The sequence below is a fragment of the Micromonospora sp. R311 genome, from assembly GCF_056780015.1.
In genome coordinates, this window is sequence record NZ_JBSWCE010000006.1 from 75,252 (window position 1) to 102,039 (window position 26,788).

The following is a 26,788-nucleotide window of genomic DNA, read 5'->3' on the forward strand; positions in this document are numbered from 1 at the left end:
TTCACCTGCCCTTCTGCGACGCCGGGGTAGGGCCGACGGCCCGGGCCGCCCCCTCCCGCCCGCGGATCTGCCTCATGGTCACCCGGATGCGGCGCCGCACCGGCGGCAACGTCAACAAGCCGACGGATCCGGCCGCCAGCAGCCCGGCCGCCACCGCCAGCCCGGGGATGCCGCGCCCGGCGGCCAGCACCCCGGCGGCCGCCGCCCCGCCCACCCCGGCCGCGGTGACCGCGGCGGCGCGCAGCAGCACCGCGTCCACCAGGGGCTCGCCGACCACCGCCCGGGCGCAACCGAACGCGATGAGGTTCTCGGTGGCGATGCCGGCCGCCCAGGCCAGCGCCGCGCCGGTGGCGCCGTGGCCGGGGATCAGCCACAGCCCGAGCGAGACGGTGACCAGCAACCCGGCCAGCGCGGCCAGCAGGTGCAGCCCGCTGCGCCCGCCCATCAGCAGCAGGCTCTGCACGTTGCCGACCCCGGTGTTGACCAGCATCGCCAGGGCGAGCACGGTCATCGCCGCCGCGCCGGCCCGGAACCCCGCGCCGAACAGGTCGAGGAACGCCACCCCGAAGACCGCCAGCAGCAGGTAGACCGGCCAGGACAGCACCAGCCCCCAGGTGGTCAGCTGGCGGTGCACGGCGGCCGCCGCCGCCCGCTCGCCCCGGCCGAGCAGCCGGGACAGCTGCGGGGAGACCGCCACCCGCAGCCCCTGCATGGCCAACTGTCCGGCCAGGACGTACCGGCCGACCGCGCCGAACACCCCGGCGTCGGCCGGGCCGGCCAGCACCGAGGTGAGCAGCACCCCCACCCACATGCTGCCGGCGTCGATCGCCGCGGAGGCGGCCCGCGGCAGGGCGAAGCCCCAGAAGACCCGCCAGTCGCCCCGATCGGGCCGCAGCCGCGCGCCGCGTCCCACGCCGAGCGGGCCGGCGACCAGCGCCAGGCAGACCAGCAGGGCCGCCGCGGCCGGCAGCAGCCAGCCGGTCATCCCGGCGAGCAGCCCGGCGCCGGCCAGGGCCGCCGCGCCGACCAGCACCGGGCGGGCCACCGGGAGCAGGAGGAACTGCACCCCGACGTACGCCCGGATCGGCCGTACGCAGCGCAGCGCGGCCAGCAGCAGGCTCATCGCCGCCACCACCGGCACCGCCGCGAAGGTGACCGCCAGCAGCGGCACGGCGGCGGCCCCCGAGCCGCCCAGCAGCCGGGGCGCGAGCGGGCCGGCGGCGAGCACCCCGGCCACCGCGACGGCGGTCGCCACGAGCAGCGGCGGGACCAGGGCCACCGGCAGCACCCGGGCGGCGTCGCCGGCGGCCCCGGTGCGCCGCCGGGGCAGCGCCCACATCAGCCCGGTCTCCGCGCCGAGGGTGCAGACCGCCGCGGCGACGGTGACCACCCCGATCGCGGCGAAGAACGCACCGGAACCCGCGGTGCCGTAGCCGCGGGTGATCACCACGGCCAGCACGAAGCCGAACAGGCCGCTGGTGGCCGCGCCGACCAGCCCGGCCGCCCCGCTGCGGGCGCTGCGCCGGGTCTCCGCCGTACCGTCGGCGGGCGCGGCACCGGGCGGCGGGCCGGGCCGGGTGGCGGCGGTCACGCCGGCGCCCCCGCCGGCCGCCGGGCCGGCCACGCCCGGTGGGCGAACCCGGCCAGCCGCTCCCGTTCGGTCAGCGCCAGCGCGAAGGCGACCGCGAAGAAGGCCAGCGCGAGGTTCGGGTTGGCCATGCCGTAGAACGGGATCTGCACCAGGCAGACCACCGGCACCACGGCCAGCCACTGGCCGGCCGCCGACGTGGCCCGGGCGCAGCTCACCGCGGCGGCCACGAACCAGGCCAGGAAGCACAGCAGCGCCGGTACGCCGTGGCTGAACAGCACCATCCACAGCTGCCCCTGGCTGCCGATCGGTGCCGCGGCGGAGACGGTGTCGGCGTTGACCGGCGCACCGTAGCCGAGCCACGGCGAGTCCTGGATCCGCCGGAGCACCTCGGCGTAGAGCGAGAGGCGGTCGCTGTTCGTGTCGCTGGACTCGACCCGGTTGTTGATCATGTCGGCGATCGGGATGAACACGGTGGCGAGCGCGCCGAGCACCACCACCCCGACCAGCGAGGCGGCCACCCGCACGTTGCCGCGCAGGCTGGCCCGCACGCCGAGCACCGCCAGCCCGACGCCGAGGCTGAGGAACATCGCCCGGTTGAGGGTGAGGAACGCCGGCGCCAGCGACACCGGCAGCGAGACCAGCAGCGCCCAGCGGAGCGGGCCGCGCCGACGCAGCATGGTGACGGCGACCACGCAGGGCAGGGTGATCGCGTACGCGCTGCCGTAGTTGTTGGTGTACGCGAACGGCGCCGCCGGCCGGTAGATCGGGTCGAGGGAGCGGGCACTGTACTCCGCCGTGGTCAGGTGGACCATGTCCTGGATGAACGGGTTGCCGGCGATCCCGCCGGGGAGCAGCGCCTCCGTCGGGGTGGTCAGCGCGAACCGCGGCGCCAGCACGCTCAGCCAACCCAGCGCCACCAGGCCGAACCAGAACGCGCACAGCGGCCCGAGCACGGCCACCTGGTCCCGGCGCTCCCGCGCCACGGCGTACACGTAGACGCCGACCACCAGCGCGGTGAGGTAGAACGCCAGCCGCAGGCCGAAGGTCAGCACCGAGGAGCCGGACCGCAACTGGGTAGCGCTGACCACGACGAGGGCGAGGAAGAGCAGCCAGATCCCGGTGGCCGGCGGCAGCGGCACCCGGCCCCGGGTCACCATCAGCGCGAACAGCAGCGCGCCGAGCAGCGGCCAGCCCAGATAGAGCGCGCCGGCCAGCCACCAGAGCGGCACCAGGCCGAACATCATCGCCAGCGGCCAGAGCGGCAGCCGGGGTGGCGGCGGGGCCGGGAACGGTGGCGGCGGCTCCGCGCCGCCGGGGCCGTCACCGGCCGGTTCGGCGGTCGCCGGGGCGCGGGTGGCCGGCACCGGTCAGCCCCGGCCGCTGCGGGTGAGCACGAACCCCAGCGGGGTGACCCCGGCGGCGCGCAGCCGGTCGGCGAGTCGGCGCAGGTCGCCCTGGCGGGTGCGGTCCCGCTCGACCACCACCACGGCGGTGCCCTGCCGGGCGACCGCGACGCCCCGCTCGTCGGACTCGGCCGGTGGGGCGTTGTAGAGCACCAGCCCGTGGTCCGCGCCCTGGCGCCAGGTGCCGAACCGAACGCTCCCGGCGCCCACCGCCACCGCGTCGGCGCCCGGGGACCGGCCGTTCCCGGCGCCGGCGGAGGCGGCCACCCGGGGCAGGGTCAGCGTGGCGTCCGGGTCGGTGGACGGGCGGGCGCCGACCGGGTGCGGCGACGGCCGCCGGGGGGCCGCCGGTTCCCCGGCGCCGCCGCCGGTCGCCGAGCCGCTGGGCCGGGGCTTGGGCACCGCCGGCCGGGCCGGGTCGGCGGCGGCCGGCAGCCGCTCCCGGTCGGCCAGCACCGCTCCGCGCAACTGCTCGGCCCGGCCGCTGTCGTCGGCGACGAAGACTTCCCGGCCGGCGGCGGCGAGGGCCACCGCGAGGCCGGCGGTGATCGTCGTGGCGTCCTCCCGGGCGGTCAGCAGCGCGACCCGGGCGGGCTGGCGTACCCGCTCGGCGATGGCCATGGCGACGTAGCGCACGTCGGCGTCGGTCGCCTGCCGCCGGCCCCGCAGGTGGCGGCGCCGGACGGTGCCGAGCAGCGGTAGGCCGGTGGCGTCCCGCCCGTCGGCCACCGACCGGATCCGACGGTCCACCGACTCCCAGACGTACGCCAGCACCACCCCGGTCAGCAGGCCGCCGAGCAACCCGGCGAGCAGGTAGAGCGGCCGGTGCCCGGCCGAGGAGACCAGCGCCCGCTCGGCGGTCTGGGTGACCCAGCCGGGATTGACGTCGACCGCGGCGATCTCGGTACGCGCCGAGTTGAGCTGGGTCAGCTGGCTGTTGATCCCGGCCAGCTCGGCGACCACGGCGTCGACCGCGCCCTCCCGGGCGCTGGTGATCCGCCTCTGCAGGGCGGTCTGCTGGGCGGCGACCTTGGCGATGCTCTCGTCGTAGGAGCGCAGCATCTCCTCGCGCTGCTTCTCGTACATCGTGCGGCGCACGTCGAGGTAGGCCCGGGCGGCGAGGTTGGCGCTCGCCACCGCCTGCCGGGCGTCGGACGCCCGGTAGACGAAGCGCAGGATCTGCCCGCCGGTGGGCACCTCGACCTCGAGCGCGTCACGCACCTCGCGCGGGTCCCGCCCGCCGGCGTCGGCCAGCCGCTGCACCACCTCGGTGCCGGTGGCGATGCCGCTCTCCACGTTCATGTTCACCGCCCGGTCGGCGGCGGCCCCGCTGGGGGTGAAGGCGTCGGTGACGACCGGGCGGACGGCCACCACCGCGCTGGCGGTCACCGCGGCCGGGACCAGGAGCACGTAGCCGACCGCGGCCAGCAGGCCGACCGCGGCGACCGTCACCACCAGCCGGAACCGGTGCAGCGGGACGCGGAGCAGGTCGATCAGGGTGACGGTGCGACCCGGCGGGAACCGGCTCGCGGCGTCGGCGGTCCAGGGACCCCCAGGAGCGTCAGTCATTGAACTTCTTCACCGTCTGTTGTGGATTCCCGACGACCACCACCCGCGGCGGCACGTCGGTACGGACCACCGTCGCGGCGCCCACCACGCTGTCCCGACCGATCCGCACGCCCTTGAGCACCAGCGCGTGGGTGCCGATCCAGACGTTCTCCTCGACGACGATCGGCGCCAGGGTGGCCGGGGTCGGCGGATCGTGCCGACGCTCCGGCGGCAGGTTGTGGAAGTCGTTGTCCAGCAGTTCGCAGTCCGACAGCAGGCAGCGGTCGCCGATGGTGATCGAACTCCAGGCGCCGATCCAGGTCGCGTTGAGCAGGCAGTCGGCGCCCACCCGCACCTCGCCCGGGCCGGCGAACCGGACCAGCTTGTTCAGCCGGGTGCGGTCGCCGATGCTGACCCGGACGCCGCGGCGCAGCCGGATCCGGCCCCGGATCTCCACGCCCCGGCCCAGCGTCAGCCGCGGATAGCGCAGCCGGTACCAGCCGCGCTTGACGGCGAAGGCCGTCCGCACCACGAGCCCCCGGCGGATGCCTCCCGCGCCGACCAACGCCCCTCCCCACGTCGCGGGGCCGGCGACAGTGGACCCGTCGCCGGCCCGACGCGAACAATCTACCGATGTTCGGTTACGAACCGTCGCGACTCACTGCACGGAGAAGAACATCGACGGTGTTGACCAGGTCAGCTCCGGCGTCGGCGCGGCGACCACCGTGGCCGCCGTCCCGTCGACCACCGGGGCGGCCGTCGGGTCGAACGGCACGCTGCGCAGCGTCCCGTCGGTGGAGCCGTACACGATCCGGCCGCCCACCCAGGCCATCCCCCGCACCGCCGACCAGGTCACCCCGGTGGTGGGCAGGCTGAACTCGGTGGCGCCCAGATAGTTGCCGTCGATCTCGAAGTACCGGTAGTAGAGGGCGTTGGCGCCGGTGCGGGTGTAGTAGAGCCGGCCGTCGAGGAAGAACGCGCCGGTCATCGCCGCCGGGTTGAACCAGTCGTTGTAGCCGGACGCCTCCCACGGCGCGCCGATGGCGCCGCCGTTGAACAGGGAGATGTCGATCCGGCTGCCGGTGGGGGTGCCGGCCACGGTGTGCGACCAGTAGATCCGGTCGGACACCCGCCAGGTCGCGCCGGCGGCGGTGTAGTTCGGCTGGCTGACCGTGGCCGGGGCGCCCACCGCGGCGCCGTCGAACGGCGCCTTGGCCAGCACGCCGCTGCCGGTGCCGAGGTAGAGGTTGCCGGTGGTCGCCGTCGGCGGGTTCTTCGGGGTGATGGTCCGTCCGCCGGCGAGCGGGAACATGCCCAGCCGGCCGTGGTACTCCTCGGCCATCGCGTCCGAGTTCTGCCCGAAGTAGAGCCCGTCGCTGCCCCGCCAGAGCACCGGCACGGAAGAGCCCCAGGTGGTGGTGCCGGCGGGCATCGAGGCGCCGCCGCTGCGGCGCGGGTTCCAGTTCACCGGCAGGCCGGTGGCCGGGGTGACCGCCGCGATGCCCAGCCGGTCCACCGCGCCGTTGCCGGCCCGGTCGCTGGCGTTCGGGTTGTTCAGCCACCGGAAGTGCCCGCCCAGGTAGATCACCCCGTCGGCCACCTCCACCGAGGTGATGGTGTCGTTGCCGGTGAAGTCGACCCAGGTCGCCAGCTGCCCGCCGCCGCGGGCGGCGGTCTCGAAGCGGACCAGCGCGTCGCAGTACGCGGCCGGCCAGCCGCCGCCGCCGTTCGTGCCGACCACGAACCAGCTGCCGTCGGCGCCGAACTTGACGTCCTGCACGTAGTGCACGAAGGTCGCCGGCGCCGCGCACGGCGGCACGAACTTCTCCGTGCTCCAGTCCAGCACGGTGGGCGTGCCGGTGAGGTCCACCAGTGCCATCTGGTTGCGCGGCAGGCCGTTGACGGACATGAAGTTGCCGCCGACGGCGAGGGTGTCGCCGGCCGGCGTGACGTCGATGGTCCACGCGTACGGGGCGGTATCGTGCCGGCCGGCGCTGATGTTCACGTTGAAGGTCGGGTCGATCGCGCCGGTGCTGGCGTTGAGCCGGCCGAGTCCGGCGTGCGCCGTGCCGTTGAGCCAGTTGAACGCGCCGGCCACGTAGAGCCAGTTGCCGTGCAGCACGAGGTCGCGCACCGTGCCGCCGTCGGAGCGGCCGACCCAGCTGTCGACGATCGCCCCGGTGGTCGGGTTGAGCGCCACCAGGTTGCGTCGGCTCACCCCGTTGACGGTCTTGAACGCGCCGCCGACGATCAGCGTGCCGCCCGGCCCGGCGACCAGCGTGTTGACCGCGCCGTCGAGCACCGGCAGGAAGCTGGTGGAGATGGTCCCGGTGGTCCGGTCGTACCCGAAGAGGTAGCGCTGGGTGGTCCACGCCGCGCTGGCGGTCTGCCGGATCTGGGTGAAGCTGCCGCCCACGAAGACCATGCCGCCCACCTGGGCGAAGGCCCGGGTCTCACCGTCCCGGGCGTGCGGGGTGACGTCGGCGGGGTTGGCCGAGACCAGGGTCGCCGGCGCGGGGACCGGCACCACGGCGGCGGACGCCGCGGTGGGCACGGCCAGCACCGCGGCCACGGTCGCCAGCGCGACCAACCCGGCCCGGGCGCGGAAGCCGGCGGAACGCCGAGAAAGCGGGAGTGTGGGCACGCGGCGCCTCCAAGGTGGATGAGAACGCGCGTAGCGTGCCTCGACAACCTCGACAGGCGATATCCGCCGATTGGGCGGTCACCGCGTCGGCAAGGCGACCGAGCACGGGTTGAGTCGGATGTCCGACGGAACATCCGGCGACCCTGCGTCACGCTGCCACTACATGCCGTCAGCGGCTCCCTCCGGTGGGCTGCCGCAGGTACGCGTCCTGCCCGGCGCGGGCGAACCCGGCCAGCGCCGCGGCGTCGTGGTTCATCGTCATGTTGCAGGTGCTCGACCGGGTGGTCATCCCCGCCGAGTTGAAGTAGACCGCGGCCTTGATCTTCGGGTGCGCCTTCAGCGCCGCCGGGAACTCCTCGAACCAGCGCCGCTTGGCCGACGGGTCGGCCGCGTTGAAGTTGGTGCCGAACTCGGCGAGCATCCGCGGCTTGCCGGCGCCGATGCCGTGTTCGTCCAGCCAGCGGTAGAAGCCGCCCACGGTGGCGCCCGGACTCTTCCACACGGTGCTGCCGTTGCAGACGTGGAAGTTGTACGGGTCGTAGGCGACCCAGTCGACGTAGCGGTCGCCCGGGTAGAGGGCGGCGTAGCGGTGGTGGTGGCCGGACCAGCCCATCATCGTCCACACCCACACCGCGTTGTCCGCGCCGGCCGCGACGAACCGGTCGTGCACGTGCCGCCAGGCCCGGACGAAATCCGCGTCGCTGCCCTTGGCCGGCTCGTCCTCGGGCTCGTGGTCGAAGCCCATGAAGACCGGCACCCCGGTGGCCCGGATCCGACCGGCGACCGCGTCGATCGTCGCGTCGTAGCGGCCACTGTAGACGTCCCGCCAGGTCAGCACCGCTCCCGAGGAGAAGATCCGGGACTCCCAAGCGAAGAACATCAGCCGGCCCTCGTTCATCTGCCGCTGCTGGTACCCGTCCGGGAAGGCGCCGTTGCTGCCGGCGTTGGAGAAGTCGTGGTAGCGGTGCACGATGTCGAACTTCCGGCCCACCTGCGCCTCCACCTCGGCGACCGCCCGGCCGTGGTCCCACCCGTCGCCCGCGTCGGCCGGCGAGTACATCCCCCACCAGGCGCCGCAGGACGGCACCAGCTTCTCGGACACCTGCCCGCAGCGGGCGACCGGAGCGCTCGGCGTCGGGCTCGGCGTGGTCCGGGTCGGGCTCGGGCTCGGAGTCGGCCGCGGGGCGGTGGTCGTCGGCGCGGCGGACGGGACGGCCGGGGTGGTCACCACCGGGTCGGGCCGGGTGCCCAGGTCGTAGCGGACGACGAGGCGCGGGCGCAGGTCGGGGTCGCGGTTGTCGCTCGACGCCCAGTAGGTCCGGGTCTCCGGGCCGGCCTGCGCCAGCGAGACCGTCCAGGAGCCGTTGCCGCGCACCAGCTCCGAGACGTCCCACTCGTTGAAGCCCCGCGCCACGCCGGAGACGGTGTCCAGAGTGGCGCCCGCCGCCACCGGCGCGGGGCGGACCGCCCGCGCGTCGAGCCGCGAGGCGTGCGCGGTGACCGTCGCGGCGGACCGTTGCCAGGCGTGCACCCGCAGGGTGGCCCGGACGTTGACCGCGTTCGCCGGCAGGCCACCGACGGTGAACCGGATGACCGCCTCCCGGGCGCCGCGCGGATTGCCGTCGCAGCGGGCCGGGCAGGTCGCCAGCGTGCTCTTCACGCTGTTGTCCCCGTCCTGCGGCACCGCCGTGGCGGTGGTGTCGGCGCTCGCCCGGAACGAGAGGTCGTCGGCGGCCAGCAGCGGCATCATGGTGGCCGACAGGCCGGCCACCACCGCCGTGCCGAGGACGCCCAGCAGCACCGCCTTACGGCGGGGGCCGCTGTGCCGGGTGAGCCGGTGCAGTCCGTGCCGGGCCAAGGCCAACTCCCTGTGTCCGAAGTGGTGACGCTCAGCAGCGTATCGACGGCCACGGTACGTCGTGGCGAGGACAGCCGGACGTAAGCGCGTCTTAACCGACAGCTAAGGACCGGTGCGGGAGCCGGCCGGGGACGGTTGGCGGCGTCAGCCGGCCCGGGCCGCGGCGAGCGCGGCGGCCATCGCCGCGCGGGGTGCCGGGACGCCGGTGAACTGCTCGAACTGGCCGACCGCCTGGGCCAGCAGCAGGTCGAGCCCGGAGACGATCCGGCAGCCGGCCGCGCGGGCCGCGGCGGCCAGCGGGGTGGGCCACGGGTCGTAGAGCGCGTCGAAGAGCACGGTCTCCGGTCGCCAGGCGACCGCGCCGGCGAGCGCGTCGGCGACCCCCTTCGGCACGGTCGAGACCACCACGTCGGCACGGCACAGGCCGGCGGCGTCGGCCCAGGGCACGCCGGTCATCGACAGGCCGACCGCACCCGCCACCGGGCGCAGCTCCTCGACCGCCGCCGGTCGGCGCGCCACCACGGTCGCGGCCCGGGCGTCGAGGCGGGCCGCCGCGGCGAGCGCCGCGCGGGCCGTGCCGCCCGCGCCGAGCACCGTCACCGTGGCGCCGGGCCGCACCCCGGCCCCGCTGAGCACCTCGACCATGCCGGCGACGTCGGTGTTGTCCGCGTACCAGGAACCGTCGGGGCGACGGACCAGCGTGTTCGCCGCGCCGACGGCGGCGGCGACCGGCGAGGCCTCGGCGGCCACCGCGAGGGCGGCCTCCTTGCCCGGCATGGTCACCGAGAGCCCGGCCCACTCCGGGCCCAGGCCGGCGACCAGGTCCGGCAGCTCCGCCGCCGCGCACTCGATCCGGGTGTACGACCACCCGGCCAGCCCGGCCGCCGCGTAGCCGGCGTTGTGGATCACCGGGGAGAGCGAGTGCGCGATCGGCTTGCCGAGCACCGCCGCCCGCCGTCGGTGCGCCATCAGATGATCCCGGCCTCCCGCGCCTTGGCCTCGTTCCGCTGGTGCTCCTCGTAGGTCTCGGCGAACGCCGAGTGACCCTTGTCGTCGATCGCCACGAAGAAGAGCCACTTCCCGGGCGGCGGGTCCATCGCCCCCTCCAGGGCCTGCTTGCCCGGGTTGTTGATCGGGGTGGGCACCAGGCCCTTCAGCTTGCGGTTGTACGGGTTCTTGGGGTTGTCCAGGTCGGCGGCGGTCATCTGCTTGGAGGTCTTGGTCCTCTGACCGGTGAGCTCCAGGTAGTAGTTGACCGTGACGTCCATCTCCAGGCAGTTGCACTGGAAGTCGCCGAACACCCGGTTGTAGGCCACCCGGGCCACCTTGCCCAGGTCGTCCTTGTTCCCCGCCTCCGCCTGGGCCAGCGACGCGACAATCAGCGCCTCGTACGGGCTGATCCCGCCGCGCTCCTTCTGCACCCGGTCGGCGAACTCCATCTGCCCGGTGACGGTGAGGAAGTTCTCCACCATCAGCTTGAGGATGCTCTCCGCGGTGGCCTTCGGCGGGATCTCGTAGGTGTCCGGGAAGAGGAATCCCTCGATGGAGGGCTTGACCGTCTTGCCGTCGGTGCGCTTGAACCACCACTCCGGCACGCCGAGCGCGACCGGGTCCTTCGCCGCCGTCTCGAACTCCTTGACCGGGATCCTGGTCTTCTCGCTGAGCAGCAGGTAGACGTTCTTGGCGGTCCGGCCCTCGGGGATGGTGAGCCCGTTGACGACCCGGTTCTTCGGGTCGAGCATCGCGGCGACCGCGCTCTCCCCGCTCATCTGCTTGCGCAGCTTGTACATGCCCGGCTGGATGTTCTTGCTGCGGGAGTTCTCCGACGCCGCCTCGATGAACGCCTTGGGGCTCTTCACCACGCCGGCGGTGTGCAGCGCGTCGGCCATGTCGGCGATCAGAGCGCCCTGCTTGATCTCGACCGTCGCCTCGCCGGTGCCCGTGCCGTCGTAGTCGGGGGTGACGAAGTAGTTCTGGATCCGGTCGAAGCCGTAGAAGGCACCGCCGCCGATACCGCCGAGCAGCACCAGGGCCAGCAGCAGGGCCAGGACGGTCTTGCCCCGGCCACCGGAACGCCCGTTGCGCTTCTTGACGAAGCCGCGCCGGTGCCGGCCCTTCTCCCCCCGCTCCTGCTCGTCGAACCCGAGGTCCAGATCGTCGATCATTACGTCCGCCTCCGCTGCGCGTCTAGCCAGCTCTGCAGAATCTCCACCGCGGCGGCCTGGTCGACCACCGCCCGTTGCCGTTTCCCCCGGACACCACGCTCGGCAAGCCTACGAGACGCCACGACCGTGGACATCCTCTCGTCGGTGAGCGCTACCGGAACCGGCGCTATTACATCCGCCAAGCGGTCAGCGTACGCCTTCGCATGGAGGGCGGCCGGACCGTGCTTGCCGGCGAGGTTGACCGGAAGGCCGACCACCACCTCCACCGCCTCGTGCTCCGCGACCAGGGCGGCGAGCTCGGCGAGGTCGCTCGGCACCGCGTCGGGCGCCGCGCCGAGGTCGCGGGCGAGGGTGACCAACGGGGTCGCCAGCACGCCGTGCGGGTCGGAGCGCGCGACGCCGACCCGCACCTGCCCGACGTCCACGCCGAGCCGGACGCCTCGCGACAACCCTGTCACCGAGGGTCACCGCCCCCGGAAAGCGGACCAGGGCGGACCGGTGTGGTCCGCCCTGGTCGGGGATGGCCGCCCATCACGCCTCGGCGATCGCCTTCTCGACCGTGAGCAGCAGGTTCGGCGCCTCCGCCGCGGGCAGGCCGCCACCCTGCGCGAGGTCGGGGCTGCCCCCGCCACGCCCGGAGAGCGCCGCCTTGACCAGGTCGGCGGCGGCGATCCCCCGGCTGCGGGCGGCCGGGTTGACCGCGACCACCAGGGACGCCTTGCCACCGGCCCGGGCGGCGACCGCGACCACCGCCGGCCGGGCCGGGTCGATCTTGCCGCGGATCTCCTGGGCCAGCGTCCGCACGTCGTTGCCGGCCGCGCCCTCCGGCGCCTCGGTGCCCACGTACGCGATCCCGCGCACGTCCTTGGCCTGCGCGGCGAGCGCCCCCGCGCCGCCGAGCACCAGCTGGGCGCGGAGCTTCTCCAGCTCCTTCTCGGCGTCGCGCAGCTGGGTCACGGTCTGCTCGACCCGGTCGCCGACCTGGTCGCTGGGCACCCGGTAGAGCTCGGCGAGGCGGGCGACCAGCAGGTGCTCCCGGGCCAGGAAGTTGAACGCGTCCATGCCGACCAGCGCCTCGACCCGGCGCACCCCGGAGCCGATCGACGACTCGGAGAGGATCTTGACCAGGCCGAGCTGGCCGGAGCGGGCCACGTGGGTGCCACCGCACAGCTCCCGGGCGTAGTCGCCGACCTCGACGACCCGCACCTCCTCGCCGTACTTCTCGCCGAACAGCGCCATCGCCCCGATCCGGCGCGCCTCGTCCAGCGAGGTGATGAAGGCGTGCACCTCCAGGTCGGCCAGGAGCACCTCGTTGACCTGCTGCTCGACGTCGCGCAGCACGCTCGGCGCCACCCCGGTCGGGGTGTTGAAGTCGAACCGAAGCCGGCCCGGCGCGTTCAGCGAACCGGCCTGGGTGGCCGACTCGCCGAGGAAGTTGCGCATGGTCTGGTGCACCAGGTGGGTGGCGGTGTGCGACCGGGAGATCGCCCGCCGCCGGCTGGTGTCGATCTCGGCGAAGCCGGTCTGGCCGGGACGCACCTCGCCCCGGACGACCCGGGCCCGGTGCACGATCAGCCCGGGCACCGGCTGCTGCACGTCGAACACCTCGACCTGGCCGTCGCCGACCGTGATCATGCCGAGGTCGGGCTGCTGCCCACCACCCTCGGCGTAGAACGGGGTGGCGTCGAGCACCAGCTCGACGGTGTCCCCCTCGACCGCCGCGCCGACCGGCCCGGCCGTGCCGAGCACCGCCCGGACGGTCGACTCCCGGGAGACCTCGCTGTAGCCGGTGAACCGCACCGGGCCGCCGGCGTCGAGCACCCCGCGGTACGCCGACAGGTCGGTGTGCCCGGTCTTGCGCGCCTGGGCGTCGGCCTTCGCCCGGGCCCGCTGGTCGGCCATCAGCCGGCGGAAGCCCTCGGCGTCGACCTGGAGCCCCTGCTCGGCCGCGATCTCCAGGGTCAGGTCGATCGGGAAGCCGTACGTGTCGTGCAGCTGGAACGCCTTCTCGCCGGAGAGGCTCTTGCCACCCGCGGTCCGGGTCTCCGCGATCGCGGTGTCCAGGATGGTGGTGCCGGCGCGCAGGGTGGAGAGGAAGGCGTCCTCCTCCGCGTACGCGTAGTCGGCGATCCGGTCGAACTCTCCTGCCAGCTCCGGGTACGACGGGGCCATGCAGTCCCGGGCCACCGGCAGCAGCTCGGGCAGCGCCCGGTCCTGCCAGCCGAGCAGCCGCACCGCCCGGATCGCCCGGCGCATGATCCGGCGCAGCACGTAGCCGCGCCCCTCGTTGCTCGGGGTCACCCCGTCGCCGATCAGCATCAGGGCGGTGCGCACGTGGTCGGCGATCACCCGCAGCCGCACGTCGTCCGGGTGCGACTCGCTGGCGACGTGGCCGGAGTGCGCGCCGTAGCGCTTGCCGGTCAGCTCGGCGGCCTTGTTCAGGATCGGCCGGACCTCGTCGATCTCGTAGAGGTTGTCGACCCCCTGCAGGATCGACGCCATCCGCTCCAGGCCCATGCCGGTGTCGATGTTCTTCGCCGGCAGGTCGCCGAGGATCGGGTAGTCCTCCTTGGTGGTGCCCGGGCCCCGCTCGTACTGCATGAAGACGAGGTTCCAGAACTCCATGTACCGGTCCTCGTCGACCGCCGGGCCGCCCTCGCGGCCGTACTCGGGGCCGCGGTCGTAGAACAGCTCGGAACAGGGGCCGCACGGGCCGGGGATGCCCATCGACCAGAAGTTGTCCGCCTTGCCGCGGCGCACGATCCGCTCCGGCAGCACGCCGACCGAGCGCCAGATGTCGTACGCCTCGTCGTCGTCGAGGTAGACCGTCGGCCAGATCCGCTCCGGGTCGAGGCCGAAGCCGCCCTGCTCCTGGGACTTGGTGACCAGGTCCCAGGCGAGCGGGATCGCCCCCTCCTTGAAGTAGTCACCGAAGGAGAAGTTGCCGTTCATCTGGAAGAACGTGCCGTGCCGGCTGGTCTTGCCGACCTCGTCGATGTCCGGGGTGCGGATGCACTTCTGGACGCTGACCGCGCGCCGGTAGGACGGGGTCTGCTGGCCCAGGAAGTAGGGGACGAACTGCACCATGCCGGCGTTGACGAACAGCAGGTTCGGGTCGCTGATGGCGGGCAGCGGAGCGGACGGCACCACGGCGTGGCCGTTCGCCTCGAAGTGGGCGAGGTACCGCCGCTTGATCTCCGCCGTCTTCATCGCTGGTGTTCCTCCGGAAAGATTTCTCGGTCGCCGATGCGCGGGTCCTCCCGCAGGTCGGCGAACTGGTCGTCGTAGGTCTCGCCCCGGGCGAACGCCTCGTGGATCTCCTGCTCGCGTTCGGCCATCCCGGTCCGGACGTCCTCCACGAAGCTACGCAGCGACCCGACCAGCCCGCCAGCCGATTCCGACAACGTGCTGGCGATCCCGGCCGGCGTGTACGCCTGCGCGGTGCGGGTCGCCTTGCGGACCACCACCACGCCGACGGCCAGCCCGATGCCCAGCCAGAACAACCGCCTCATGCTCTCAACCTCCTGGTCGCCGGGCGGGTCAGCGGTCGCCGCGGCGGGCGGCCCGACGCTGCTGCTTGATGGTGTCGCGCACCTCGCGCTCGGTCTCGGCGTGCCGGCGGGCGGCGGCGGCCTTGCGGACGCCGTAACCGAAGGCCGCCACCTTCACCAACGGGTTGGCGGCCGCGGCGGAGACGACGGCGGCGAGATTCGCCACGTTCGCGGTGACGTTCTGGGCGTGGCTGGTCATGGTGTCGACCTTGGCCAGTTGCAGGTTCACCCCGTCCAGCGAGATCTGCACCTGCTCCAGCGCGGTGTTCACGTTCTTCACCGTGGCGTTGACGTCGCCGAGCAGCGGGGCGGTGCGGTCGTTGAGGTCGTTGATCATCCGGGTGGTGGCGTCCACGGTGTGCCGCAGCCGCAGGATCGGCAGCGTCAGGATCAACACCAGCATCGCGAACGCGATCGCCGCGATCAGTGCCGCGACCTCTCCATAGTCCACGCCTGTCCTCCTCAAGCAGGGGTTCCGCGGACCGGACGTCCGCGAACCGCACGACCCTTACCCATGCCGGCGCTCGGCGACCCGTGACGGGCCGGCGGGAGCAGGCGGGCCCGCCAGCCCCAGACCCTACCGTCCGTGATGAAAACCGGCTCAGGACGGTGAGGGTGTCACTTCGCCCAGTGGATCCTCGCTGAGGGTCGGGAACGGGTCCTCCCCGGTGAGCGACGGGTCGGTGCTCGGCTGCGGCCGGGTCCGCTCGTCGTCGATCGCGTTGCGGACCTTCACCGACACCAACGATCCGGTGCACCCCTGCGCTGCGGCCGACGGGCTGGGCGAGGGCACCACGGCCGGCTCGCCGTCGACCGGCGGCGGTACGCAGGCCGGCTCGCGCACCCACAGATCGAGGGTCAGCTCGTCGCGTCGCCAGCAGGTGTAGCTGCCCTTCGCCGGTTCCTCCGGGCAGCGGGTCACCTTCCACGGGCGCCAGCCGTCGGCGGCCAACGCCTGTTCGTAGGCCTTGGCGGTGTCCTCCGGCGACCCCTCCGAGGTCACCGTGCGTTCGCGCAGCCGGCAGTCGAGCAGGCACCAGCGGCTGCCGCTGACGTCATCGACCGTCTTCACCGCCGCCCAGCTCGGCACGTCCAGCTGGTCGAGGGTGTCGAACACCGGGTCGCGGCTCAGCGTGCGGATGCCGAAGTAGAGCGGGACGGCACCGAGCAGCACCAGGCTCACCAGGGCGAGCACGGCCATCCGCAGCCGGCGTCGCTCCCGCATCTGCCGGCGCAGCTCCGACCGGGCGCCGCGCAGCCCCCCGGCGGCGGGATCGTCGTCCGCCACCGGGTCCGGGTCGGCGGCCACGCGCAGCGGCGGTCCGCTCACCGGCTCGGGTTCCGGCCGCCCGAGGGCCGGCTCCGGTGGCCGGACCGCCGCGGCGGCGCGGGCCACCGCGGGCGGCTCGCCGGCCGGACCCGGCGGCGGCACGGGCGGGACACCGGAGGGCTCCGGCCGCCCGGGCTCCCGGTGCGGCGGGGCGGCCCGGCCCAGGGACCGGTCCTCCGGGCCGGGTCGGGCCGGGCCCGCTGCCGTGGGTGGGCCGGGCGGCGCGGGCCGCGGACCGTTCGACGGTTCCGGCCGTCCCCGGCCGTCGGCGCCGGGCGGGCGGCCCGGGCCGGCCGGTGCGGCGCCCGGGCGGGCGACGCCGGGGGGTGTCACCGCGGCGGCGGCGCTGGGCCGGGGCACGCCGGGCTGGGCCGGGGCGGGGCCGGGTGGGGGGGCGGGTGGGGGGCGGGTAGGGGTGGGGGTTAGTGGGTTAGGAGGTGGTGGGAGTCGCGGAGTTTGGGCCAGGACTTGGGTTCGGCCGGTGGGGTGGACTTGCGGGCGGTGGTCGGGACGTCGGGGCGGCCGGGGGTGAACAGCCAGGTGGTGAGCAGGTCGTCCAGATCCAGTCCGGAGATCCGCTCGGCGAGGGCCTGGAACTGCTCGATGCTGGCGTTGCCGTGCCGGTGCTCGGCCGTCCAGGCCGGCAGGATGGCGAAGAACGCGTCGTCGCCGACGGCCAGCCGGAGCTGGTGCAGCGCCATCGCGCCCCGGTCGTAGACCGCGTCGTCGAAGATCCGGCTCGGGCCTGGCTCGCCCGGCGGCACCTGCCAGAACTCGTCGTCGGCCGGGTAGCTGGCGTAGGTGAAGTCGAACAGTTCCTGCGCGGTGCCCTCGCCCTGCTCCTCCGACCAGAGCCACTCGGCGTAGGAGGCGAAGCCCTCGTTCAGCCAGATGTCGCTCCAGTCGGCCACCGACACCGAGTCGCCGAACCACTGGTGGGCGTTCTCGTGCACCACCACGTAGGTGTTGGCGCCCCGGCGCCAGAAGCCCGGCCCGTACACCGACCGCGTCTGCGTCTCCAGCGCGAAGCCGATGCCGTCGACCGGCCCGGCCACGCCGCCCTGCGCCTCGAACGGGTACGGGCCGAAGATCCCGCTGGCCCACTCGACGATCTCGGCGGTGCGCTCGATGCTGGCCCGCGCGGCCGGGCCCAGCTCGCCCAGCGTGGTGCTGTACGCGTTGACCACCGGCTGGCCGTTCGGCGCGGTGTCGCTGACGATGTCGTACTGGCCGATGGCGAGGAAGGCCAGGTAGGTGGCGGTCGGCGAGGTGGTGCGCCAGCTCCACCGGGTGCGGTTGCCGGCCTCTGCCAGCGGCGGCCGCGGCTGGACGCCGTTGCTGATCACCTCGACCCCGGTCGGCACCGACACGGAGATGTCGTAGGTGGCCTTGTCGGTCGGGTGGTCGTTGCTGGGGAACCACCACCAGGCGGACTCGGGTTCGTTCACCGCCATCGCCCCGTCGTCGGTACGGGTCCAGCCGGTGTAGCCGCCGACCAGCGTCTCGGACGGCACGCCCGAGTAGCGCACCACGACGGTGAGCTGCTGGCCGGCGGTCACCGCGCGGCGCGGCGTGACGACCAGCTCGTGCACCCGCTCCCGGGTGGCGGTGGCCTGCCAGCCGTTGACCCGTACCGAGTCGACGTCGAGCAGGAAGTCCAGGTTGAACCGGGACAGGTCCCGGGTGGCCCGGGCCAGGATGGTGGTGGTGCCGATGAGCAGGTCGGTCCGCGGGTCGTAGCGCAGCCGGACGTCGTAGTGCTCGACGTCGTAGCCGCCGTTGCCGTAGTCCGGGAAGTAGCTGTCACCGAGGCCCGGTCCGCCGGGTTGCGGCGCGGCGGTGGGCAGGACCGGCCGACCCCAGCCCGGTAGGGCGGCGTGGCCGGGGGTGCCGGCGACCAGGGTGCCGGCGGTGGTGACGGTCAGGGCGGCGATGGCCGCCGTGAGAGCTCGTCGCACGGGGTGGACTCCCTCCATCGGGGTGTTCGCACGGTCAACCTAATCGACACATGTGAACATGTCGCCCCCGCCGTGCCCGCCGCTGTCCGTTTCCGGCGGGCTACCGCCGCTCGTCGGCCCGGACGGAGTTCTCGCCCTCCTGGGTCGCTGTCCGTACCTCCCGGTTGGCCGACGTCGGGTCGCAGCCGGTGGCGCGGAGCAGTTCGCTCGCGGCGGTGCGCAGTTGGGTCACCACCGCGGTTCCGAAGTCGCCGACTCCGAGCGCCCGGGCCCGGCCGGCCCGGTGCACGGCGTCGACGATCTTCTGGTGGGTCCCTTCGGGTGGGCGCCCGGCACGGTGTTCGTGACGCAGCAGCTCGACCGCGTCGGCGAGTCGGCAGACGCCGGCGGACAGGTCGGCGGGAAGGGGCTCGTCGTACTGCAGCGCCAGCGCGGTCCGGTGGGCCAACCCTCGGCTGTGTTCGATGACCCGTTCCACGTGCACGGTTCCGCGCGCGAAGCGTTCCACGTCCTGGCGACGCCGCCAGCGAGCCGGCGCCAGGCTGACCACCTCCTCGGCGCCGCTGAGCGCCTGGTGCATCCGATCGAGGTCGGGTCCCATGCCGCGGAGCGCTTCCAGCGCGCGAACCGCCCGTTGCTGATCGTGCGTGGTCAGCGCGGCCGAAACCTCCCGCAGCTGACGGGCGAGGCACTGGAAGATCGGGGCGGCGTCGCGGTCGAGGATCCGCATCGGGTTGATCGGCAGCAGCAACGCGACGACCACGAGGCCGACGACGCTACCGACCATCGCGTCGACGATCCGCGGCCATTCGAGGTCCTGCTGCGCGGGCGACAGGGTCGCGAGCAGCACCGCCGTGCCGCCGGCCTGTCCGACGGCTGCCCCGGTGCGCCCGAACAGCACGAGCGTGGCCAGGATGGCGCCGCCGACGACAACTCCGGTCTGCCAGAGCCCGGTGCCCAGAACCGCCAGCAGGACGTCGGTGGTGGCGATACCCAGGCCGACTCCGAGCAGCAGTTCGACGGTGCGGTGGGCACGCTGGCCGAGCGCGGCGACGATCGTGCCCACCGCGGCGGAGGGCGCGAAGACCGGCGAGGGGTTGCCCAGCAGGTCGTGCCCGATCGACCAGGCCAGCACCGCGGCGAGCCCGGCCTGCAGCGAGATCGCCAGGGCGACTTCGAACTGATGCAGCCGCAGTCGACCCGCCTGACCGCTTCGACCTCGAATCCGAGCCGCGGTGCCTTTCACCTGTTCAGCACCGCGATCGACCCGCGACCGGACACCGCCTGACCGGCGATCATGAGGACTCACCGAGCACTCGTACCCTGCGCACGCTCGGCAAACCCGGCCCGCCGCCATGGACCCTGCTCCGCCGGGCACGACGTCTGCGGCGCCGATCCGTGGATCCGCGACGGCAGCGCGGCGAATCGAGGCGTACCCGGACGCCGCCGGCTACCGGTACGGTTACCTGCCGGCATCGACCGCGGTCACCGGCTGAGACCCGCCGGCGCGACGGAGGTCGACACTCCACAGCAGAACGCCGGTCGCCGTCGCTTGCCGTCGGCGGGGACACTGGGTGGATCGGACGCACACGGCCCGCCACGATCGGGGGGTATCCATGCGGGAGTTGACCGGCCAGAAGCAGTCACCGCCGTCCCGGGACCGGATCCCGGCCGGCGGGCTGGAGTTCCTCGCCCTGCTCGCGCGCCTGCTGCGCCGGCCGCGCCGCGGTGACCGCCGGCTGCCGCTGCTCTGGCTGGTCCGCACCCCCGACACGCCCGACCTGATGGCGCTGCTGCGCCGCTTCCTCAGCCAGGGCCAGCGTCGCCGCGTCCCGCACGCGGTGCTCGACCTGGCCACCCAGCCGGCCGGTGTCGACGTGCCCACCCTGCTGCGGGAGCTGCACCGGCAGCTCTCCCTGGAGGCGTTCGGCGCCGCCCGGCTGCGCTTCCGCCACTATCCGCTCGCCGACTGGCTGATGCACCAGAGTCTCACCTTCGGCGTGGACGCCGAGGACGGCCGGGCGGCGCTGGTGCGCCGGCTGCGCGACCGGCGCGGCGCCCGGACCGCCGGCGAGGCGGTGCCCGCGGGTGGGGACGCCACCGCGATCGTCTCCCAGGTGCTTCTCTGGCTGGTCCGCCGCGCGGTGCCCGGGGCGGTGTTCCGGGTGGCCGTCTCCGGGCGGGTGCCGCTGGTCGGGCGGCACTACCGCTGGTTCATGCGCCAGCAGTACCTCGCGCCCCGGCAGTCGACGACGTTCCTCGGCTTCGCCGAGCGGCTCACCGCCGGCTGGCGCGACGGCGAGCAGCCCGACCAGGTGAACAAGCTGCTGCTGCACGCGTTCCTGGAGGACCTGCGGCAGGCGTACCGGCGCCGGCTGTGGCGCCCCGCCGACTGGCGGCGCACCGCGTACCCGGTGCTGCTGGTCGACCACGTCGCGCCCGGCGCCGTCGGCCACGTCCTGGTCCGGCTGGTCAACGACGTCCGCAACGAGACCGGCCGCAACGATCCGTTGCTGGTCGTGGCGGCCGGCGACCAGCCGCCCCCGGAACTGCCCGACCCGCACCCGCTCGACGAGGCCGACGAGGCGTACGACGAATGGGCCGAGGCGCTGCCGGAGATGCGCCGGCTGCGCCGGGCGGCGGCCTGGCTGGTGGTGCTGCGGCCGGACGCCACCGAGAGCGGCCCGCCGCCGCGCGGCGGGGTGCGACCCTTCGCCGCCCCGGAGCCGCCGTGGTGGTCCCGGCGCTTCCTGCCCGCGGCGGTCTGCCTGGTGCTGCTGGCCGGGGCCGGCGCCTGGGTGTCCACCCGGTGGGGGCCCGGCTGCCACCCGTCGGTCAGCGGCGGGCGGGTGTCGGTGCAACTGGTCGACGGGGAGTGCGTCGGCTACAGCGACAGCGCCGCCCAGGTGTTCAACAACGACCCCGGCCAGCAGCGGCTGCGCACCATCCAGGAGCGGATCTTCGCGCAGAACCGGGCCGCCGAGGAGGTCTGGCAGCGCAGCGACCGGCGCCGGCCCTACCTCACCCTGGTCTACCTGGGCACCCTCACCGGCAACCGGACCAGGGCGGACGAGGAGTCCTACGTCTCCGAACGCGAGGAGCTGGAGGGGATGGCGACCGCGCAGTACGCGCTGCTGAAGGAGTCCGCCGGGGCGGACGGCGCGGCGCTGCTGCGGATCGTGGTGGCCAACGGCGGCCGGCAGATGCGCCACGCCGACCGGGCGGTGGCCATGCTGGCCGAGCTGGCCCGCGACGACCCCACGGTGCTCGGCGTGGTCGGCCTGGTGGACAGCCGGGCCAGCACCGCCCGGGCACTGCGCGAACTCAACCGGATCGGGCTGCCGGTGCTCGCCCCGACGCTCTCCGCCGACCGGATCGACGCCAACTCCCGGCTCTACCTGCAGATCTCCGCGCCCAACGACGACCAGGCGCGGATGGTCGAGGCGTACGCCCGGCAGGTGCTCGGGGTCGACGAGGCGCACGTCTACTGGACCACCGGGGAGGGCAGCTCGCTGGCGGAGGACCTCTACGTCCAGACGCTCGTCGAGGGGCTCCGGCAGCGCTTCGGCACCCGGATCACCCGGCTCGACGAGTGGCGCACCGGGCGGCGGCTCACCGCCGAGTGCGGCTACCAGGGCCTGCTCTTCTACGCCGGCCGCTGGTCGGAGTTCGACGGCTTCCTGCGGGCGCTGCGCGAGTGCGGGGACAATCCGCCCCGGCACCTGGTCGGTGACGACTCGGTCAACCGCTACATGGCCAATCCCGGCCTGCGGGCCGCCGCCCCGGGCAACCTGCCGGTCACCTACGTCTCCAAGGCCGCGCTCGGCACCTGCGCCGCGCTGCGCGCCGCCCGCGACCGGCGCGACGAGGCCCGGGCCAGCTTCCTGACCTGGATCCAGGCCGACGACCTGCTCGACCCGCCACGCTGCCGGCCGGAGCGCCCGGAGCAGGTCGGCGAGCGGGTGAGCCTGGCCTACGACGCGGCGATGATGATGATCCGGGCGGTGGAGAGCCTGGCCGCGCGGCTGCACCACGCCGACCCCCGGCAGCGCTGGGACCCGGAGTCGATCAACCCGATCGGCGTGCACGCCGAGGTGCTGCGGCAGAACGCCGGTACGGGCCACCGCGGCGTGGCCGGGCTGATCCGGTACACCCCGGACTCGGGCGAGCCGGTGGAGAAGCGGATCTCCCTGATGCGGGTCGAGCGGGTGCCCGAGGTGACCGCCGAGCCGGTGGAGATCTACCGGTGCGGCGCCGCCGACGAGCCGGCGCCGGCCCCGTGCGCAACCGTGACGCCCCAGGTCAGTTAGGTCTTCGCAGGGACCAGGGGCGCCGGCGACGGGAGCGGTGGATGGGCGGGCTCGCGTCGGCGTACGGGCAGGCGGTGGCCGCCCACCGGGCCGCCCGGGCGCACCTCGACGCCGCCCGCCGGGCACTGGACCCGACCGGACAGCCGGCGGCCCCCGCCGATCTGGTGGCCCGGCTGGCCCGCCTCGGCGACGCGCTGGCCGGGCCGGCCCCGCTCGCCGGCACGCCGGCCGCCGTCCGGATCGGGTCGGCGTCCACCCCGGACGGCGACTTCCCGGTCCTGGTGCCGCTCGGCGCCGGCCACCACCTCGCGCTCGACGTGGATGCCCGCGATCCCCGGGTGGCCGGGCTGCTGCGCGCCGTGGTGCTGCGGCTGCTCGCCGCCGCCCCACCGGGCGGGGTCCGGGTCACTCTCCTCGACCCGGCCGGCGCTGAACCCGTCGACGTCGATCCCGCAGGCGTCGACCGCGCCGGTCCGGACTCCGCCGGCGGCGACCGCGCTGGTGCGGGCCCCGCCGGGCCGGGGTTCGCGGTCGGTCCGCTGCGGCCGCTGGTCGACGCCGGCACGCTGGCGCCGCCGGCGACCGGCGAGGCCGAGGTCACCGCGCTGCTCGACGCCGCCGAACGGCACGCCCAGACCGCCCGGTCCGACCGGAACCTGCTGGTCGTCGTCGCCGCGGCGGTCCCCGATTCCGGGACGGCGGCCCGGCTCGCCGCGCTCACCCGGGCCGGCCCGGCCGCCGCGGTCTGCGTCCTGGCCGCCGGCTGGCCGCCGCCGGGCGACCCGCCGGCCACGTTGGCCGCCACCACCCGGGTCCGGCTGGCCGAGCGGCACGCCCACGTCGGCGACCCGCCCGGCGCGCCGTTCAGCGCCGACGGCAGCGGGCTCGCCGCCCCGGTGCTGCTCGACGGCGACCCGCCGGCCGCCGAGGTGGCCGCGCTCGCCGAACGCCTCGGCGCGCCCTCGAACGCGGCGGTGACCTTCGCCGAACTGCTGCCCGAGCGGCACTGGACCGGCTCGGCGGCCGGTGGGCTGCGTACCGTGGTCGGCCGGGCCGGCACGGGACCTGTCGCCGCCGCGCTCGACGACGCCACCCCGCACTGGCTGGTCGCCGGGCCCGCCGGCGCCGGCCGGACGTCCTTCCTGCGCGGTGTCGTGCACGGCCTGGCCGCCCGCTACGCCCCGGCCGACCTCCAGCTCTACCTGCTCGACTTCACCGGCCGGGTGGGCTTCGGCGACCTCGTGCCCACCGCCGGGGAGCCCGGCTGGTTGCCGCACATCCGCGCGGTCGGCGTCGAGCCCGACCGGGAGTACGGCCTGGCCGTGCTGCGCGACCTGCACCGCGAGCTGCCCCGGCGCGCCGCGACCCGGCGGCGGCACGGCGTCGCCAAGCTGGCGGACCTGCCCCGGGACACTCCGCTGCCCCGGATCGTCGCCGTGGTCGACGGGTTCGACCTGCTGCTGGCCGGGGACGACGCGCTGGCCGGCGAGGCGGTGGACCTGCTGGCCGAACTGGTCGGCGCGAACGGCTCGTCCGGGGTGCACCTGGTGCTGGCCGGCCCGAGCCCCACCGCCGCGCTGCCCGGCCGGGCCGAGGCGCTCCTCCGGCGGCTTTCGCTACGGGTGGCGCTGCCGGGTGGCGGCGGGGTGCTCGACCCGGGCGACGACCGGGCGGACAGCCTGCCGATCGGCTCGGCCGTGCTCAGCACCGCGGCCGGTACGGACACCGTCCTCCGGTTCCCTGACGCGCACGCCGCCGGCGGCGAGCTGGCCCGGCTGCACCGCGAACTCTGGCGGGCCCGCCCGGCCGGCGCGCGCCCGCCGTCGGTCTTCGAGGGGTACGCGACCGCGCGCGTCGAGGACGACGCCACGTTCGCCGGGCTGCGGCCGGGCGGCCGGCGCCCGCTGGCGCTGGTCGGCCGGACCGTCGACGTGGACGGCACGTCCGCGCTGTTCATCATGGACACCACTCCCGGCCGGCACCTCGCCGTGGTCGGCGGCGCGGCCACCGGCGCGGCGGTGCTGCGCGCGGCCACCCTGAGCCTCGCCCGGCAGCACGCCCCGGGCGACGCCCGGTTCCTGCTCGCCCCGCTGGTCGCCGCGGCCGACCCGGCCGCCGCGGACACCGCCGCCACGCTGGCGGCGGCCGGCCATCCGGTCGACCGGCTCGACGCCGCCGGGCTGCGCAGGCACCTCGCCGCCCTCGCCGCGCGGCTCCCGGCGGCCGATCCCGCTGCCGCGGCGGCGGTCGCCGAGGTCACCGCCCGCACCTACCTGGTGCTGTTCGGCGCGGACGCCGCGAGCGCGGCGCTGGCGACCGCCGACCGGGAGACCTCCCGCACCGGCCACGACGACCTGCGGGTCCTGCTGCGTCACGGGCCCGGCCGCGGTGTGCACCTGCTCGGCTGGTGGCGGGACCTGCTCCGGCTCGCCGACGACCTCGGCGCCGCGCGGCAGCCCGACGACATCGCCTGCCTGGTCGCGCTGGACGTGCCCGGCGCCGAGCTGGGGCCGTACCTCGGGGTGCCCGACCTCGCCTATACGCCCCGGCCCGACCGGGCGCTGCTGGTCGACCGGCACGACCAGCGCACCCGGCTGATCGTGCCGTTCACCGGCGACGGGCACGAGCCGGACCGGGAGGGCTGAACGGATGTCCACCTTCGCCGAGTACGCGGCGCTGGCCCGGCAACTGGCCGAACAGCGCCGGGAGCCCGAGCGGGACGGCGACGCGGAGCGGGACGGGGCTCCCGAGCGGAACGGGGCTGCCGAGCGGGACGGGGCTGCCGAGCGGGACGGCGACGCGGAGCGCCGGCGCAACCTGCCCGTCAGCGCCGAGTACCTGGACCGCCGGCTCACCGCCCAGGGCGAGCGCCTCGACCAGCTCGGCCGCGCGACCGGGCAGCCACCCGCCACCCCGCCGGCCGGTTCGGCGGCGGCGTCGGAGCCGCGCCCGGCCGGGGTCGACACGGTGGTCGCGCTGGAGCTGGCCCGGCGCTACGCCGACGAGGCGGACCGGCACGGCCACCAGGCCGAGCTGCTGGCCCAGCGGCCGGCGCTGCTGCCGGGCTGGTCGCCGATCGCGCGGGCCGTCGCCGTCCAGCTGGCCGCCGCCGGGGTCGGGGCGCTGGTCATGCTCGGCATCGTGCTCGCCGCCGGAGTCGAGGTGCTCGGCAACCGGTGGCTGTGGGCCGGGCTGCCCGCCGCCGCGCTGGTCGCCGGGTGGCTGGTGCTCCGGCGGTGGGGAAGGCCGGCGATGCCCGCTCCCGGTGGCGGTCAGCGGGCGGTCCTCACCCGGGCGGTCTTGACCAGCCGGGCGAAGCGCACGTCGGGACACGGGTAGTCCTCGCCGCAGCCGCAGAGCCAGCGGGTCACCACCCGGGGCGGATGGCAGAAGAGGATGTCGTCGGCGTCGGCGATGTCCTCATCGGACGCCAGGGGAGTGCTGGCGTCGCCCGGGCCGGCGCGCTCCGGGTTGCTGCCGTCCGGCGGTGTGCCATCGCGGTCGTGGCGGGGGAGGTCGTGCACGGGTGCGCTCCTGTCCGGGGTCTCCTTGCTGCTGACTCGGGGCGATGTGGGCAGGCCACGGCACGCCCGGCCGGCCGTTCGGGTCGGCCGGCCAGGCGCTCTGCGCGGTGGGGAAGGACCAACTCCGCGGGTGCTGACCAGGGAGCCGTCAATTCGAAGCCTAGGATAACAAGCTATCGCAGTCAAGCTATCACTTGCGATAACAAGATGAGCAGTGGTCAAATGGCGGTGCTGACCAGGGAGTACCGCCATGCCGCCGAGCCCCAAGTGGGTTGAGCTTGCCGAGCACATCCGCAAGCAGATCGCCTCGGGCGAGTTGTCGCCCGGAGAGAAGCTGCCCTCCACCTCGCAGCTGTGCCAGATCCACAGCGTCTCCGCGATCGTCGTGCGGAACGCGATGCTGACCCTCAAGGCCGAGGGCCTGGTCGTGGGCGTGCCGGGCGTCGGCGTCTTCGTCGCGGAGCGCTGAGTCCACGCCATTGTCGTACTGGGCCGTCAATCGGTGACGGTAGTCGGTGCGATTCGATAGAGTGCCTGGTATGACCGGCCCGGTGAGCAAGAAATCCTTCTCGTTGCCGCAGGACGTGGCGGAGCGCCTGGATCGTGAGCCCAATGCCAGCGCGTACGTGGTCGAGGCCGTCCGGGCCCGGATGCGTGCCGAAGACCTCGACGCGGAACTGGCCCGCCGTGGCATGACGGTCTCGGCCGAGGGCCGGGCCCGGGCCCGGGCCCGCCGTGCCGAGGTGGAGCAGGAGTGGTCGCCCGGTCGGCGGGCGGCGCTGCGGGACCGCTCGCGTCGCGCGGCACAGGAGATGTTCGACGGCGCCGACCGTTCGGCTCCGGCGGCGTGACCGGGCCCGACCTGCCGGCGGTGCGGCTGGTGCTGGACCGGTCCGCGCTGCTCGC

21 protein-coding genes are annotated in these 26,788 nt (G+C 74.7%); 5 read left to right on the forward strand and 16 right to left on the reverse strand.

Going from position 1 to position 26,788, the window contains the following annotated elements; genetic code table 11:
- Window position 1: 1 nt before the first annotated feature.
- The 15 genes from AC1WTP_RS06685 to AC1WTP_RS06755 all read right to left on the reverse strand — a co-directional run bounded on the left by AC1WTP_RS06685 (window position 2) and on the right by AC1WTP_RS06755 (window position 19,294).
- Window positions 2-1,591, reverse strand: a complete 1,590-nt coding sequence (locus tag AC1WTP_RS06685) for a lipopolysaccharide biosynthesis protein (protein ID WP_481648342.1) — start codon at window positions 1,589-1,591, stop codon at window positions 2-4.
- Window positions 1,588-2,955, reverse strand: coding sequence for an O-antigen ligase family protein (locus AC1WTP_RS06690; protein WP_481648343.1), 1,368 nt, complete (start codon window positions 2,953-2,955; stop codon window positions 1,588-1,590). Before AC1WTP_RS06690 ends, AC1WTP_RS06685 begins: the two co-directional genes overlap by 4 nt.
- A gap of 3 nt (window positions 2,956-2,958) precedes the next feature.
- Complete coding sequence (locus AC1WTP_RS06695) at window positions 2,959-4,563, reverse strand: lipopolysaccharide biosynthesis protein (RefSeq protein WP_481648344.1); 1,605 nt, start codon at window positions 4,561-4,563, stop codon at window positions 2,959-2,961.
- Window positions 4,556-5,107 carry an acyltransferase gene (locus tag AC1WTP_RS06700; RefSeq protein WP_481648345.1) on the reverse strand — a complete coding sequence of 184 codons (552 nt, stop codon included), beginning with the start codon at window positions 5,105-5,107 and terminating at the stop codon, window positions 4,556-4,558. Before AC1WTP_RS06700 ends, AC1WTP_RS06695 begins: the two co-directional genes overlap by 8 nt.
- A gap of 93 nt (window positions 5,108-5,200) precedes the next feature.
- Window positions 5,201-7,132, reverse strand: a complete 1,932-nt coding sequence (locus tag AC1WTP_RS06705; protein ID WP_481648466.1) for a hypothetical protein — start codon at window positions 7,130-7,132, stop codon at window positions 5,201-5,203.
- Between the two features lie 223 nt (window positions 7,133-7,355).
- Window positions 7,356-9,044, reverse strand: a complete 1,689-nt coding sequence (locus AC1WTP_RS06710) for a glycosyl hydrolase (RefSeq protein ID WP_481648346.1) — start codon at window positions 9,042-9,044, stop codon at window positions 7,356-7,358.
- Window positions 9,045-9,188: 144 nt separating this feature from the next.
- Window positions 9,189-10,013 carry a shikimate dehydrogenase gene (locus tag AC1WTP_RS06715; RefSeq protein WP_481648347.1) on the reverse strand — a complete coding sequence of 275 codons (825 nt, stop codon included), beginning with the start codon at window positions 10,011-10,013 and terminating at the stop codon, window positions 9,189-9,191.
- Window positions 10,013-11,209 carry an endolytic transglycosylase MltG gene (mltG, locus tag AC1WTP_RS06720; RefSeq protein ID WP_481648348.1) on the reverse strand — a complete coding sequence of 399 codons (1,197 nt, stop codon included), beginning with the start codon at window positions 11,207-11,209 and terminating at the stop codon, window positions 10,013-10,015. Before mltG ends, AC1WTP_RS06715 begins: the two co-directional genes overlap by 1 nt.
- Window positions 11,209-11,667, reverse strand: coding sequence for a Holliday junction resolvase RuvX (gene ruvX / locus AC1WTP_RS06725; RefSeq protein ID WP_481648349.1), 459 nt, complete (start codon window positions 11,665-11,667; stop codon window positions 11,209-11,211). The genes mltG and ruvX overlap by 1 nt, the downstream gene beginning before the upstream one ends.
- Before the next feature lie 73 nt (window positions 11,668-11,740).
- Window positions 11,741-14,419, reverse strand: coding sequence for an alanine--tRNA ligase (gene alaS, locus AC1WTP_RS06730; RefSeq protein ID WP_481648350.1), 2,679 nt, complete (start codon window positions 14,417-14,419; stop codon window positions 11,741-11,743).
- Window positions 14,416-14,721, reverse strand: coding sequence for a hypothetical protein (locus tag AC1WTP_RS06735; protein WP_481648351.1), 306 nt, complete (start codon window positions 14,719-14,721; stop codon window positions 14,416-14,418). Before AC1WTP_RS06735 ends, alaS begins: the two co-directional genes overlap by 4 nt.
- Window positions 14,722-14,749: 28 nt before the next feature.
- Window positions 14,750-15,211, reverse strand: a complete 462-nt coding sequence (locus tag AC1WTP_RS06740; RefSeq protein WP_481648352.1) for a DUF948 domain-containing protein — start codon at window positions 15,209-15,211, stop codon at window positions 14,750-14,752.
- 150 nt (window positions 15,212-15,361) lie between these two features.
- The gene (locus AC1WTP_RS06745; RefSeq protein WP_481648467.1) at window positions 15,362-15,961 is read right to left on the reverse strand and encodes a hypothetical protein; all 600 of its coding nucleotides are present in this window, start codon (window positions 15,959-15,961) and stop codon (window positions 15,362-15,364) included.
- A 551-nt stretch (window positions 15,962-16,512) separates the two neighbouring features.
- Entirely contained in the window at window positions 16,513-18,048 is a 1,536-nt protein-coding gene (locus AC1WTP_RS06750; RefSeq protein ID WP_481648353.1) for a M1 family metallopeptidase, read from the reverse strand.
- A gap of 100 nt (window positions 18,049-18,148) precedes the next feature.
- The gene (locus AC1WTP_RS06755) at window positions 18,149-19,294 is read right to left on the reverse strand and encodes an FUSC family protein (protein WP_481648354.1); all 1,146 of its coding nucleotides are present in this window, start codon (window positions 19,292-19,294) and stop codon (window positions 18,149-18,151) included.
- 370 nt (window positions 19,295-19,664) lie between these two features.
- Between AC1WTP_RS06755 and AC1WTP_RS06760 the strand changes: the two genes are divergently transcribed.
- From AC1WTP_RS06760 to AC1WTP_RS06770, 3 genes are read left to right on the forward strand one after another with little or no spacing between them, the layout of a single operon-like run.
- The gene (locus AC1WTP_RS06760) at window positions 19,665-22,358 is read left to right on the forward strand and encodes a type 1 periplasmic-binding domain-containing protein (RefSeq protein WP_481648355.1); all 2,694 of its coding nucleotides are present in this window, start codon (window positions 19,665-19,667) and stop codon (window positions 22,356-22,358) included.
- A 41-nt stretch (window positions 22,359-22,399) separates the two neighbouring features.
- On the forward strand, window positions 22,400-25,003 hold the full coding sequence (locus tag AC1WTP_RS06765; protein ID WP_481648356.1) for an FtsK/SpoIIIE domain-containing protein: 2,604 nt from the start codon (window positions 22,400-22,402) through the stop codon (window positions 25,001-25,003).
- Window positions 25,004-25,007: 4 nt separating this feature from the next.
- On the forward strand, window positions 25,008-25,697 hold the full coding sequence (locus AC1WTP_RS06770) for a hypothetical protein (RefSeq protein WP_481648357.1): 690 nt from the start codon (window positions 25,008-25,010) through the stop codon (window positions 25,695-25,697).
- On the opposite strand, the gene AC1WTP_RS06775 is transcribed toward AC1WTP_RS06770, so the two are convergent.
- The gene (locus tag AC1WTP_RS06775; RefSeq protein WP_481648358.1) at window positions 25,631-25,882 is read right to left on the reverse strand and encodes a hypothetical protein; all 252 of its coding nucleotides are present in this window, start codon (window positions 25,880-25,882) and stop codon (window positions 25,631-25,633) included. The two genes, AC1WTP_RS06770 and AC1WTP_RS06775, sit on opposite strands and share 67 nt — an antisense overlap.
- Window positions 25,883-26,132: 250 nt before the next feature.
- On the opposite strand from AC1WTP_RS06775, the gene AC1WTP_RS06780 reads away from it, so the two are divergent.
- Both AC1WTP_RS06780 and AC1WTP_RS06785 read left to right on the forward strand, forming a co-directional pair.
- Window positions 26,133-26,351, forward strand: a complete 219-nt coding sequence (locus AC1WTP_RS06780; protein ID WP_302921664.1) for a winged helix-turn-helix domain-containing protein — start codon at window positions 26,133-26,135, stop codon at window positions 26,349-26,351.
- Between the two features lie 70 nt (window positions 26,352-26,421).
- Complete coding sequence (locus tag AC1WTP_RS06785) at window positions 26,422-26,733, forward strand: hypothetical protein (RefSeq protein WP_481648359.1); 312 nt, start codon at window positions 26,422-26,424, stop codon at window positions 26,731-26,733.
- The last annotated feature ends 55 nt before the right edge of the window (window positions 26,734-26,788 follow it).